The sequence below is a fragment of the Candidatus Methylacidiphilales bacterium genome, from assembly GCA_025056655.1.
Lineage (GTDB): Bacteria > Verrucomicrobiota > Verrucomicrobiia > Methylacidiphilales > JANWVL01 > JANWVL01.
This window is the reverse complement of record JANWVL010000110.1, coordinates 1-12,971: the sequence shown is the minus strand read 5'-3', so window position 1 is coordinate 12,971 and position 12,971 is coordinate 1. Positions and strand designations below refer to the sequence as shown.

Sequence of the window (12,971 nt, the reverse complement as noted above, 5' to 3'; positions counted from 1 at the left end):
CCAATTGCATGCAATCGCCATCTCCTGACGGCAGCAACACATCAAATTTTTCAGGAGAAAAGGAATCTACCATATCTAATAACAGGCAAAAAAGGCGCAAATATTACGAGCTGGAACACCCGGCGCCTTTATCTCCTTGGCATGTGGTCGCTGTATTGCTTGTTCTGCTGACGCTGATGTTAGGGGGCGGAGGCACTTTTACCGTGCAAGGGGTTGTTATCTTCACTATCGGGGTGTTGTGGATCGTATCTCCTCCTAGAAAATTATTTCCATGGGGCTTAGTGATAGTTGCAAGTATCTTTCTTTTATGGCCCTTGAATGCTCTGATGGAATTGCCGCAGGAGCAGTGGCCTCTTTGGCGCACGCGGCTTGTTGAGATTATGGGAGAAAATCTGATGGGGACGAAACGCTCACCACAACCTTGGGTCACATGGGAGTCTTGGCTCCTTCTTGTGGGAGGGGGGATGTGGATCATATGGTGTGCAGGACAAGATTGGCCCTGGTCACGCTTGCAGGCATTGGTGGTTTTGCTGTTGAGTGGGATATCGGTGTTGGTGATTTTGGCAGCGGTGGGTTATTTCACAGGCCTGTATGTCGGCGTGTGGGAGATGCGAACGCAACATGCAAAGGTCTTTGGTTTTTTTCTAAATCGCAACCAGACTGGGACTGTGTTAGCACTGGCCGGGCTTTTTGTGGCCGCGTTAATTGACATGGATTTGCGACACCGACGGTGGCGATGGCGAGCTCCGCTATGGGCGATGTTTTATATTCCGATTCTAGGCGGCATGTTTCTGACGGGCTCCAGGATGGCTGTAATACTTTTTTTTCTGGGCACAGTAGCGTGGATGGTCATCACACAGACACAACGACAGCACAGGCGATGGAAAACAAACGTGGTGTTGATATCGATCTTGCTAGTTTTGGTAGCAGGATTCATGGTTTTTGGGGGGCGTGCTTATGATCGGCTTGTAGCTTTGATTATGAGGGAAACCGAGCTTGCGGAGGATTTGCGATTGGCAATATTTGAAAATGTGTTGAGGGTGAGTGGCGAGTTTGTTGCATGGGGGATGGGATTGGGGCAATTTGCGAGTGTCTTTCCACAGTATCAGGATTACCCCTTAACTAAGTATTTGAAGCTGCTGCATCCCGAAAGCTCATGGTTATGGGCTTTCTTGGAGATGGGTGTGCTTGGCGTTGCGTTACTACTTCTTGCTACGGCGTTTTTTTTAGTTAGCTCATTTCCTAATCGAGAAAGTGAGGGGTTTGCTCTAAGAGCGGCAGCTTACGTGGCTTGTATTGGTTTTTTGGTAAATATGATTTTTGATGTGCCTGCCCACCGTCTAGGAACAATAATGCTGTTCGGATTACTGGTCGGATTTGCAATCAAAAACAAGGCATGGAAAGATGCTCATGTCATTGTCCAGTGGATCGCACGCATTGTAGGAGCCTTTGTTCTGACAGTCGGAGGATATTTTATTTCATCAAGTGTAGGGTTGTTTCAATTTCCTAGCTCTGCTCAAGCGGAGCGACTAAAGCAACAAATCATTAAAGATGTCGAAAGCAAAGAGATCGAGGTTGCACAGGCTAACCTAAAGTCTTTTTTAACCATACAACCTCTGAATGCTCAAATGCTGTTTATGCGGGGGCAAATTGCCTCCATGGTTCAGGACTTTGAAGTGGCACAAAATAGTTTTCGTGTTGCTCGACTAGTAGAACCTTTTTCAGTTGACCGAGCTTTTGTTGAGGCACAAATCTGGCTGCATCACAATCCTATCCTTGCGGTTGAAGCATGGCGCGATTTACTCGAGCGCGGCGATCCCGAGCGTAGAGCGTCCTATTTTGGCCTCCTCTTCAGTCAAATGCGGCCTTTGGGAGGGGAAGCCCTTCGCCATCTCCGTAGAATAGCACGCCGACATACAGATATTTACTTGAGATATTTGATGATGCTCAACGCAAAAGACTTTGATTCAGAAATGCAAAATGAGATTGAAAACCCAGAGTGGATTGTCTCCTTAAAAAGCGAACAACGCGATGAGCTCCTTCGATACTGGGCTAGATTGGGGAACCCGACTCAGCTGGAACAATTTTTTTTGAATTATCCAACCTGGTGCCACATACATCGCCTTGCCTACGGGTGGATGCTTTATCGGCTAGAACGCTACGAAGAGGCTTATAAGGCATTAGAGGCATCGATTGAGAAACCCACCCTTCCCTCAGTCACTTTGCCTCCAGATCGAGAAAGCGTCAGAAAAGCATATTACCGCCAGCCAGACCAATTTCACATCGCCTACCAATATATTCTACTACTCAAAGAGGAACAAAACTTACCTGAATTAATCCGCGCTCTTGAGCGAGTTATAAGATTAGAAAATGCACCCCCTTATTTCACTTACCTCTTAGGCCAAAACTTATCCCTTGTAGGTGAATACGCCCGTGCATGCAAAGAGATGTTGAATTACTATCAAGAGATAAGCTCAAAGAAAAAATAATCTCATAACATAAATGGATTTCGATGTTCGAATTTCCCGATACCTTGGTGCAAGCCCTCAAATCCATCCCCTGAGCTTTATTCACCCCAGAAGTGTTTTGATAGGAGCAGTCGTAGTTGAAGCTTTAGCAAGTATTTGGCCGGGCGCCGTCCTCCGCGGAGACATCAATCAGATTCATATAGGCGAAGGATCCAATGTCCAAGATAATGCCGTAGTCCACGTTGCAAACGATTTCCCCTGCACCATAGGCCGACATGTAACTATCGGCCATGGAGCAGTGGTTCATGCCTGCAACGTCGAGGATCAATGCCTAATCGGCATCCACGCTACAATCCTAGACGGTTCAATAATCGGAAGCGGAAGCTTGATTGCTGCGGGCACACTTATCCCTCCCAGCACTCACATTCCACCCAAAAGCCTTGTTATGGGTGTTCCAGGTAAAGTCATTCGCGAGAGAACACCAGAAGAAATCCAATCCACAATACAACTAGCGATCAAATACCAACTCCTAGCCAAGGCATATTCTAAAAAATACATGACTTAAGACTGCTCTTCACCCTCTTTCCAAATCGGGGCATTCTTAAGCTTTTCGAAGTAGTCTGATGCGTCTTCCAAATTATCCCAAACATTCCGTGCTACATACATCGGAGCTTTTTCCAAGAGAGCAAGAGTGATACAGTCACTCGGCCGTGCATCCACCTCAATAATCTTTTTACCAAGCTCGTTCTCCATCCTTAAAATTGCTCGCGCATAAAAAGTATCGTCCCGCACCTCATTGATTACAACGTGATCCAGCTTAATATCAAACCCCTGAAAAATTAAATGCATCAGATCATGGGTCAAAGGCCTCCCACTCTTCTCCCCAGTGGCTGCCCTAGCAATCGCACTTCCAATAAACACATCCACACTGATTACAAAAGCTTTCTCCTCGTTTCCCAAAAACAACGAAGCTGCATCACTCTTCGTCGCAAACAAACCTAATAGCTGTATCGGAACAACGTTCTGCAGAGGCACGCTTTTAAAATACGCTTAACCACGCTTGCGACAAGCTAAGAAATTAATCCTCAGTCCACAATTCACCAAAACAGCAAAGCTTGGATTTGTTATCAAAAAAACGTAAAATCTGAAATATAACCTTTGACTTTTCTGCCCTCTTCGATAATTTCTCCCCTGCCGTGGGTTGACCTGCTTATGCAGCTCGACCAAAAAAACGGAGCTTCGCTCACGGCGCGAATCTCCAAAAAAAACAAACCTAAGGAAAAACAACAACTATGAAAAACATCCTCAAAGCCCTCTCTGCAGTGGCCCTGACCTCCACAGTGGCCTTTGCAGGTGAAGCAGCAAAAGACGTCAAGGATCTCAAGAAAGTCATTGAAGACCATGGGATCTACGTCGAAACTGACCAAAAAGGCATCAAACTCAGCGGATACGTTGACACAAGCTGGACTTACCAATTCGCCAACGGCAAAAATAGCCGCGAAAACGGCGCCGCCAGCACGGAAAATCGTCTCCGCCAGTTCGATGTTGACCACAACGACTTCAACATCAATGCCGTCAAACTCACCCTCGAGAAGGAACTCCCCGACGAAAACAAACTCGCCGCAGGATTCCGCGTAGACCTCATGTTCGGTGAAGATGCAAAGATCCTCGCTGTCTCAGATCCCGGCCTCGCACCGATCTATCGTGATGAAGGCGGAAGAGACAACATATTAGGTGATAGCATCTACTTAGAACAAGCCTACGTTCAATTCCGTGTCCCAGTGGGCAACGGTCTCGACTTCAAATTCGGTAAGTTCGTGACCCTGCTCGGATACGAAGTGATCGAGAGCCCGGCCAACCTCAACTTCAGCCGTGGTCTCCTCTTCACCAACGCGATCCCTCTCACCCACACGGGTGTGTTGGCTTCTTACAAGTTCAACGATACCGTTGATGCGCAATTTGGCGTCGTCAATGGCTGGAATAACTCGGATAGCCATGCCGACAGCTTCGCCCCTGCCATCACCGGTCGCTTGAACATCACCGCTCCAGGTGGCAACGCCAACATCGCTCAATCCTTCATCTACGCGGTTGACGGTGCTCCTCAAGCCTACGATCAGGCTTTAGGAATACTCCTCGAGCAAAATGAACCCACCTTCGTCTACGACATCTGGGGAAACTGGGCTCCAAAGTTTGCTAATGACAAACTCCTGCTCGGTTTCAACCTCGTCTATGGTCGTGGAGACCATGCTCTCATTGATCCTGTCGCTATATTCGGAGTTGCCCGCCGCGAAGAATGGTATGGCGCAGCACTATACGCCAAATACCAATTCACCAAGGTCTTTAGCCTTGCCGGACGCCTCGAGTGGTTGCACTCCGACAACTCCTACAAGATCGTAACTCAAGGCCCTATAGAAACTTCTTCTGATATCTACTCCGCCACGATCACGGCCGGATTCGATATCTGGGAAAACCTCCTCACCCGCCTCGAATATCGTGCTGACTTCGGTCCCCACGACATCCTCGATGCCTCCGGAGGCAGCAATGATGGTAACCTTGGTGTCCAACACCAAGTTGCTGTCAACTTCGTTTACTCTTTCTAATTAACGAAGAGACTTAACCACAAAAAGCCTGTAGCTTTTTTAACCCCGAGATTCACAAGAATCTCGGGGTTTTTTTTCATCTTGGCAAAATCATCAATCCACACCACACTACCTTACATTCGCGCGGTTAGCTTAGTGGTAGAGCGCTCGCTTCACACGCGAGAGGTCATAGGTTCGAACCCTATACCGCGCACCCTTTTTCTACGCAGCAAAAGATTGCCAATTCTCTCCCACCACTCTAATTAGTCACCCACACCATGGAATTTAACCTTGAAGCCTTTCTTTTTTGGCCTCTTGCTATCGCGCTCATCATCTCCGCTACGGCAGTAATCCTTCTTCGCAACCCTGTCAGTGCCGCCCTATCCCTCGTCCTCACCATCGTCTTTATGGCCGCCCTTTTCATCCTCCTTCAAGCCTACTACCTAGCAGCAATCCAAATCCTCGTCTACGCGGGCGCCGTGATGGTTCTATTCCTCTTCATTATCATGCTCCTTGACATACAAGCCGACAAAAACCAACTCATCACCCCCCTCCACCTCATTGGTGCAAGCCTCCTCACAATCCTTTCTTTAATCCTCGGCTATCGTGCATTCGCATCTACTCCCATCTGGGCACAATATTTCAACCTCACCCTTGCCGATCGCACCCCAGCAGGCATCAAAGAAATAGGCCTAGAGCTCTTCCAAAAACACATGCTCCCCGTCCAAATCACTGCCCTACTACTCCTCGCCGCTGCCATAGGCGTCGTCCTCCTGAGCAAAAAAGAAAAAGCAGACCCCTAAACAACATGACCATCACCCTCGTCCATTACCTCTCCCTCGGAGCTTGCCTATTCGCCATAGGCCTCATCGGCATCATCCTTCGACGTAATCTCATCACCCTCTACCTCTGCCTAGAGCTTATGCTCAATGGCACCAACCTCACCCTTGTCGCCTTTAGTCGGTTCCTCCCCCACCTAGATGGCCAAATCCTTGTCTTCTTCATCATCACAGTCGCCGCAGCAGAAGTCGCTGTCGGCTTAGCTCTCATCGTTGCCATCTTCCGCCTAAAACAAACCACCCAAGCAGACGACCTCCGCCATCTCCGCTACTAAGACTATGGCCTGGACTCTTCTCCTCTCCCCTCTCCTATCAGCCTGCATCATCTCCCTCTTCTTCCTACGTCGCCCCTACGAAGCCGCCGGCATCTCAATAGCTGCCTGTTCCATAAGCTTTCTCACAGCGATCGCCCTAGCCTTCCAACTCATACCTCCCCCTGCCTCTTACCCCTGGATCCAAACCTCCACACTCTCTATCACCCTGACCTTCCTCCTCGACAACCTATCCAAAATCATGCTCCTTGTCGTCACCTTCGTCGGCCTACTGGTTCACATCTTCTCCCTCGGCTACATGAAAGACGACCCATCCTTCGCCCGCTACTTCGCCAAACTCTCCCTCTTCATGTTCTCCATGCTCGGCATCGTCATCGCCGACAACTTCATCACCCTCTTCATCTTCTGGGAACTCGTCGGCCTCTCCTCCTACCTCCTCATCGGTTTTTGGAACATTCGCCCCTCGGCCGCCCAAGCCGCCAAAAAAGCATTCCTCATGAACCGCATCGGCGACTTCGGCTTTCTCCTCGGCATCCTCACCTTCTGGGGAATCACAGGCACAATCTCCCTACAAAAAGACACCCTACCCCTCCTCCAACAATCCCCCTCCACCACCACCCTCTGCGCCCTCCTCCTCTTCTGCGGTTGCATCGGCAAATCCGCCCAGTTCCCCCTCCACACCTGGCTCCCCGACGCCATGGAAGGCCCCACCCCCGTATCCGCCCTCATCCACGCCGCCACCATGGTCGCCGCAGGCGTTTACATGCTAGCCCGAATCTTCCACATCCTCGCTCAATCCTCCACAGCACTCCTCACCATCGCCTGCATCGGAGCCATCACCGCACTCCTCGCAGCCATCATCGCCACTCAACAAGACGACATCAAACGCATCCTCGCCTACTCCACCCTATCCCAACTCGGCCTCATGGTCCTTGCCATCGGCTGCGGCAGCTTCGGCGCGGCCATCTATCACCTCACCACCCACGCCTTCTTCAAAGCTCTCCTCTTCCTCGGAGCCGGCTCGGTCATCCACGCCATGCACCACGAACAAAACATCTGGAAAATGGGCGCCCTCCGCCACTACCTCCCATGGACCTACCTCACCTTCCTAGTCGGAGCTGCCGCCCTCGCTGGATTCCCCCTCATCACCTCAGGCTTCTACAGCAAAGAGACCATCCTCACCACTGCCTACAATCACCACCCCCTCCTCTTCCTCGCCGCCACCCTCACCTCACTCCTCACCGCTTTCTACATGACCCGCCTCATCCTCATCGTCTTCTTCGGCCCGATACGCTCCGAAGAAGCACGCAAAGCCCACGAATCCCCCATCACCATGCTCATCCCACTCTTCGCACTAGCCATCCCCTCCCTCCTCACTGGCTTCTGGAACCCCTCCAAATGGCTCGGCGACACCACAGACCACCACCTCAACCACACCCTCGTCATGGCCATCTCCATCCTCATCTTCATACTCGGCATAATCCTAGCCTTCTGGAAATACAACAACGCCACAGAAGAGCCCCTCCGCGTCCCCCTCATCACCAACAAATTCTTCTTCGATGAACTTTACACCGCCACCCTCCTCAAAGCTCAATCAGCCCTTGCCACCCTCTCCGACTGGACAGACCGTTGGCTGATCAACTACGGCCTCATTCGCGGTTTCAGCTTTCTAGCCTGCGTAGGCGGTGAAATCACCCGCTTCCTTCAAAACGGCTACCTCCGCACCTACGCATTCTGGTTCGCCACAGGCGCGATCCTCCTCACCTTACTCCTCATAAAATGAATCTGCTTCCCCTCCTTCTCATCCTCATCCCCCTCATCTCAACAGCCACCCTTCTGATTCCAAAAGGCCATCACTTCCCCATATCCCCTCGCCACATTGCCCTCACTGCCACAATCATCAACCTCATCCTCACACTAATACTCGCCTTCGCATACCTCACAAAACCCGCATCCTCAGAAAACAGCGCCTTCGCCCTCCAATTCCCCTGGCTCCAACTCTCCTCCCTCACCCACGGCGTCATCCCAGACATCCACTTCCACATCGGCATAGACGGCGCCAACCTCCCCCTCCTCCTCCTCACCGCACTCGTCTCCGTCGCCGCAATCGCCTACCGATCCGAGCACACCCACCCCCACCACGCCCCCACCTACATCGCCCTCCTCCTCATCGTCCTAGGCGCCTACGGAGCCTTCCTATCCTTCGATGCCTTCTTCCTCTACATCTTCCACGAATTCGCCCTCATCCCCACCTTCCTCCTCATCTACTTTCAAGGCCGAAGCCCTGAAAGAAAAACCACAGCCCTCCAAATCACCCTCTACCTCACCCTCGGAAGCCTCATCCTCCTCGTCGGCCTCATCAGCCTCATCACCCTCATGCCCACAGGCACACGCACCTTCGACATCCACCTCATCGAAGACTACTTCTCCCAAAACTACCGCATCCTCGCAGACCGCCCCTACCTCGCCTTCTACCTCCTCTTCATCGGCTCGGCCATCCTCTTCTCCATTTTCCCCTTCCACTCCTGGGCCCCGTCAGGCTACGCCCTAGCTCCCACCCCCGTCGCCATGCTCCATGCAGGCGTCCTCAAAAAATTCGGCCCCTACATCCTCCTCCGCCTAGCCTTCCCCAACCTCCCCGAAGGAGCCCTCCTCCTCAACCCCTGGATCACCACCGCACTCCTTGCCAACATCCTCTACATCGGCTTCGTCACCCTGCGCCAACACCAACTCCACTACCTCCTCAGCTACTCCAGCATCATGCACATGGGCTACATCCTCCTCGGCCTCCTCGCATGGAACTCCATTAGCCTAACCGGTGCCCTTCTCCTCATGCTCGCCCATGGCCTCAGCACTGCCCTCCTCTTCGCCCTCTGCGGAGAAATTCACACCCGCACCCACACCTTCGAAATGAAATCCATCGGCGGCCTAGTCGCCACCGCCCCACGCCTCGCTACCCTCTTCATCCTCGCCTCCATGGCCTCCATCGGCCTCCCAGGCCTAGCCAACTTCGCCGGCGAAATCCTCATCTTCCTCGGCGCCTGGAAAGCTGAGCTCCACCTCGTCACAATCCTCGCCCTCTGGGGCATCGTCATCTCTGCCACCTATCAACTCCGCGCCATCCAACACATCTTCTTCGGCACCCCAGCCGACCCCAACCGCCCCACCCATCCCGACCTCTCTCCCATCACCCATTGGCATTACTACCTCCTCGCCCTAGCACTTCTCATCCTCGGCATAACCCCATCCCTCCTCACCCCCTCCATCCAGACAACCCTCAGCACCCTCCTCAACCCATAACCACAAACCCCACCATGAACGCCCTCATGCCCTGGATCACCCCCGAAATCTTCACCACACTCACAGCCCTCCTCCTAATCACCACCCAAGCCCTCGGCCTGCTCCGCACCCAAACCCAAGCCTACCTCATCACCCTCATCGCACTCACCCTCGCCACCCTCACCACCCTCCTCATCCCCCCTCACACCCAATCTTACTGGGCAGAACAATACCTCTGGAACGACTCCATCCGCACCACCAAACTCCTCTTCCTCCTCCTCGCCCTCTGGATCACCTGGCTCACCCACCAAAACCCCCACGAACTCACCCCACGACTCCCAGAATTCCACGCCCTCACCCTACTCGCCTTCACTGGACTCCTCCTCCTCCCCAGTGCACAAAGCTTCCCCACACTCTTCATCTCACTCGAACTCATCACCGTCACCCTCTACATACTCGTCTCCTACCACCGCACCCACCCCCCAGCCCTCGAAGCCGGCATCAAATACCTCATCATCGGCAGCGTCGCCTCTGCCTTCATGATCATGGGCATCGCCTACCTCTTCGGCTTCACCGGCACCCTACAATTCAAAACAATCACCACTCACAACGTCTGGTCATCCACCCCCGCTCCCCTCTGGATCGCGCCCCTCTTCCTCCTAGCCGGCATCGCCTTCAAAGCCAGCCTCGTCCCCTTCCACGCCTGGGCCCCAGATGTCTATCAAGGCACCAACCACCCCACCACAGCCCTCCTCGCCACCGCTTCAAAAGCCGCAGCAGTCCTCCTCCTCTTTTTCCTCTTCACCGGCCCCCTACGTCTCCTCCTTAGCTACCCATCCTTCCTCCACATCTTCCTCACCCTAGGCCTCCTCTCCATCCTCATCGGCAACTTCTCCGCCCTCCACCAACCCAACCTCAAACGCCTCCTCGCCTACTCCGGCATCGGCCACGCCGGTTTCATGGCACTCCCCCTCACCCACTTCGACACCGCAGGCCAAACGGCACTCCTCACCTACCTTCTCACATACCTCCTTGCCAGCATCACAACCTTCACCGTCCTCACCCACGTCACCCCCCAAAACGACACCCCAATCACCCAATACACCGCACTCGCCAAACGCAACCCCCTCCTCGCACTCGCCCTCACCCTCGCCCTCACCTCCATGGCCGGCATCCCCCCCCTCCCCGGATTCACAGGCAAATGGCTCATCTTCACACACCTCTGGCAACACGGCCACCACCTCACCCTCGCCATCGCCCTCATCAGCACCGTCGTCGCCCTCGCCTACTACATCGCCATCATCAAAACCCTCTTCAGCTCCACCCCACCTCACCTCACAGACCCACCCCCCACACCCATCCACCTCCCCCTCTCAACCACCTGCCTCATCACCCTCCTCTCCGCAACCCTAGTAATTCTCGGCCTCTGGCCCACACCCCTCCTCCACATCACCGCCTCCCTCCTCTAAACTCCACCCTCCACCCCCACCCACACCCCACCGCAAACCACCCTCCCCCTTGCAACCTCTCCACCTTCCCTCTAAAATAATCCCCGTGAGCGACTCCCCCCTCTCCCAAGCCAAACCCGCCACAGAAAAACTCTGCTCCATCACCCCCAAAGCCGCCTCCCGACTCCTCCAACTCCTCTCCACCAAACAAAACCCCTCCGCACTCCGCATCGCCGTCATCGGTGGCGGCTGCTCCGGCCTCCAATACCAAATGGACATCGTCGACACCGCCTCCCCAAAAGACTACCTCATCTCCACCCAAGGCATCCACCTCCTCATCGACCCCAAAAGCGCCCTCTACATCGCCGGATCCACCCTCGACTACTCCGACGACCTCCAAAACACCGGCTTCATCGTCACCAACCCCAACGCCACCTCCACCTGCTCCTGCGGCAAAAGTTTCAGCGTCTAAAAACATCCCACCGCCACCCAACATCCCACCGCCATCCTCGCCTCCACCTCCCCTCAAAACCCCATCACAACTTACACCCCCCCCGCACCCTCACCGATGCCGCATGCGCATCGAGCCCCTCCGCCAACGCCAAAGCCTCAATCACCCCCGACACCTTCTCAATCGCCCCCCGATCATACCTCACCACACTCGTCCGCTTCATAAAATCCATCACCGTCAACCCCGCAAACATCCGCGCCGCCCCACCCGTCGGCAACGTATGGCTCGGCCCCGCCACATAATCCCCCGCCGCCACAGCCGAAAATCCCCCCACAAAAATCGCCCCCGCATTCCGTATCTGCCGAGCCAGCCTCCCAGCCCCCCTCACCTGCAGACTCAAATGCTCCGGCGCATACCGCTCCACCACCTCCACCCCCTCATCCACACTCCCCACCCTCACAAACAACGCTCCCCTCTCCAACGTCTCCAACAAATACTCCCGCCGCTTCAAATCCACCCACTGCCGCTCCATCTCATCAAATAACTGACCAAAAATCCCTTCCCCCACACCCACCACAAGCACCTGACTCCCATGCCCATGCTCCGCCTGCGCCAACACATCCGCCGCCACCCAATCCACCCGCGCCCCATCATCCGCCAACACCGCTATCTCACTCGGCCCCGGCAACTGATCCACCGCCACCCATCCCATCACCTGCCTCTTCGCTTCCACCACATAAGCATTCCCCGGACCACACACCTTATCCACCGCCCTCACCGTCTCCGTCCCAAACGCCATCGCCCCCACCGCCTGCGCCCCCCCCACCCCATACACCTCCGTCGCCCCAGCCAACGCCAACGCCGCCTGCAAATCCCCACTCACTGGCGGAGGCGTCATCACCACGATCTCCCGCACCCCAGCAGCCCGCGCCACCCCCACCGTCATCAACGCCGTCGAAATCAACGGCGCCGCCCCCCCAGGCACATAAATCCCCACCCTTTCCAACGGATGATAACTCTCCCCCACCTCCGCACCCTCCTCATTCCTCATCACCCAACTCCTAGGCCGCTGCCGCCGTGCAAACCGCTCGATATTTCGCAAAGCATACCTCGCCGCCCGCTCCAGCCGCGCACCCGAAAACGCCCTCCTCAACTCCACCCGCATCTCACCTCCCCGCTCATAGCTCACCCCATCGTATTTCCGAGTAAACTCCATCACCGCACGATCCCCATCCCGCCTCACAGCATCCAAAATCTCAGCCACCTGCCCTCGCACACCCTCAGAAACCGCACAACGCCGCGTCACCACAGCCTTCACCTGCTCCCCATCCTCCCGCCAACTCCACACCTTCCATCTCATACCTCCATCCTAACACAACACCCCAACACTATTCCATTGATAATTCATCCCCTACACACTACCCTATCCACCACCAAGGAGAAACCACCGTGCACTCACCTCGCCCACTCATTGCCCCTCTCAGCCTCACCATCCTCCTCCTCACCCCCACCCCCCCACCCAGCCAAAACAACCACACCACCAACCCCCCCCCCACCAACAAAGAAAAAATCAAAGAAAAAAAAAAAGCCCCCCAAAAACCACCCAACCAAAAAAAAAAAAACCCCAACCAAAAA

At 54.3% G+C, this 12,971-nt stretch carries 12 protein-coding genes and 1 tRNA gene; 11 read left to right on the top strand and 2 right to left on the bottom strand.

Features of this window, described 5'->3' with window-relative positions:
* Positions 1–143 precede the first annotated feature (143 nt).
* Positions 144–2,489: an O-antigen ligase family protein gene (locus tag NZM04_06795; GenBank protein MCS7063733.1), complete on the top strand. Its 2,346-nt coding sequence runs from the start codon at positions 144–146 to the stop codon at positions 2,487–2,489.
* Between the two features lie 13 nt (positions 2,490–2,502).
* Positions 2,503–3,033 (top strand): gamma carbonic anhydrase family protein, encoded by a 531-nt coding sequence (locus NZM04_06790; GenBank protein ID MCS7063732.1) that lies wholly within the window; start codon positions 2,503–2,505, stop codon positions 3,031–3,033.
* Here NZM04_06790 and NZM04_06785 read toward each other — a convergent pair.
* On the bottom strand, positions 3,030–3,503 hold the full coding sequence (locus NZM04_06785; GenBank protein MCS7063731.1) for a bifunctional nuclease family protein: 474 nt from the start codon (positions 3,501–3,503) through the stop codon (positions 3,030–3,032). The genes NZM04_06790 and NZM04_06785 overlap by 4 nt on opposite strands.
* A gap of 257 nt (positions 3,504–3,760) precedes the next feature.
* On the opposite strand from NZM04_06785, the gene NZM04_06780 reads away from it, so the two are divergent.
* From NZM04_06780 to NZM04_06745, 8 genes are all read left to right on the top strand, one after another.
* Positions 3,761–5,068, top strand: a complete 1,308-nt coding sequence (locus tag NZM04_06780) for a porin (protein MCS7063730.1) — start codon at positions 3,761–3,763, stop codon at positions 5,066–5,068.
* A 121-nt stretch (positions 5,069–5,189) separates the two neighbouring features.
* Positions 5,190–5,261, top strand: a tRNA-Val gene (locus tag NZM04_06775).
* 64 nt (positions 5,262–5,325) lie between these two features.
* Positions 5,326–5,850 (top strand): NADH-quinone oxidoreductase subunit J, encoded by a 525-nt coding sequence (locus NZM04_06770; GenBank protein MCS7063729.1) that lies wholly within the window; start codon positions 5,326–5,328, stop codon positions 5,848–5,850.
* 5 nt (positions 5,851–5,855) lie between these two features.
* On the top strand, positions 5,856–6,161 hold the full coding sequence (nuoK, locus tag NZM04_06765) for an NADH-quinone oxidoreductase subunit NuoK (protein MCS7063728.1): 306 nt from the start codon (positions 5,856–5,858) through the stop codon (positions 6,159–6,161).
* Between the two features lie 4 nt (positions 6,162–6,165).
* Entirely contained in the window at positions 6,166–7,941 is a 1,776-nt protein-coding gene (gene nuoL, locus NZM04_06760; protein MCS7063727.1) for an NADH-quinone oxidoreductase subunit L, read from the top strand.
* Positions 7,938–9,458, top strand: coding sequence for an NADH-quinone oxidoreductase subunit M (locus NZM04_06755; protein MCS7063726.1), 1,521 nt, complete (start codon positions 7,938–7,940; stop codon positions 9,456–9,458). The genes nuoL and NZM04_06755 overlap by 4 nt, the downstream gene beginning before the upstream one ends.
* Positions 9,353–10,906 (top strand): NADH-quinone oxidoreductase subunit N, encoded by a 1,554-nt coding sequence (locus NZM04_06750; GenBank protein MCS7063725.1) that lies wholly within the window; start codon positions 9,353–9,355, stop codon positions 10,904–10,906. Before NZM04_06755 ends, NZM04_06750 begins: the two co-directional genes overlap by 106 nt.
* An 85-nt stretch (positions 10,907–10,991) precedes the next feature.
* A complete protein-coding gene (locus tag NZM04_06745; protein MCS7063724.1) occupies positions 10,992–11,357 on the top strand; it encodes an iron-sulfur cluster assembly accessory protein in 366 nt (121 codons plus the stop codon).
* A 64-nt stretch (positions 11,358–11,421) separates the two neighbouring features.
* Here NZM04_06745 and hisD read toward each other — a convergent pair whose 3' ends face one another.
* Complete coding sequence (hisD, locus tag NZM04_06740; GenBank protein ID MCS7063723.1) at positions 11,422–12,696, bottom strand: histidinol dehydrogenase; 1,275 nt, start codon at positions 12,694–12,696, stop codon at positions 11,422–11,424.
* 89 nt (positions 12,697–12,785) lie between these two features.
* Between hisD and NZM04_06735 the strand changes: the two genes are divergently transcribed.
* Positions 12,786–12,971 (top strand): hypothetical protein (locus tag NZM04_06735; protein MCS7063722.1); only part of this gene is annotated, 186 nt, incomplete at its 3' end.

What these genes read in the sequence shown, in the direction of transcription:
- NZM04_06790 (MCS7063732.1), top strand. Translation starts at nt 2,503, where the DNA reads ATGGATTTCGATGTTCGAATTTCCCGATACCTTGGTGCAAGCCCTCAA.
- NZM04_06780 (MCS7063730.1), top strand. Translation starts at nt 3,761, where the DNA reads ATGAAAAACATCCTCAAAGCCCTCTCTGCAGTGGCCCTGACCTCCACA.
- NZM04_06770 (MCS7063729.1), top strand. Translation starts at nt 5,326, where the DNA reads ATGGAATTTAACCTTGAAGCCTTTCTTTTTTGGCCTCTTGCTATCGCG.
- nuoK (MCS7063728.1), top strand. Translation starts at nt 5,856, where the DNA reads ATGACCATCACCCTCGTCCATTACCTCTCCCTCGGAGCTTGCCTATTC.
- nuoL (MCS7063727.1), top strand. Translation starts at nt 6,166, where the DNA reads ATGGCCTGGACTCTTCTCCTCTCCCCTCTCCTATCAGCCTGCATCATC.
- NZM04_06755 (MCS7063726.1), top strand. Translation starts at nt 7,938, where the DNA reads ATGAATCTGCTTCCCCTCCTTCTCATCCTCATCCCCCTCATCTCAACA.
- hisD (MCS7063723.1), bottom strand. Translation starts at nt 12,696, where the DNA reads ATGAGATGGAAGGTGTGGAGTTGGCGGGAGGATGGGGAGCAGGTGAAG.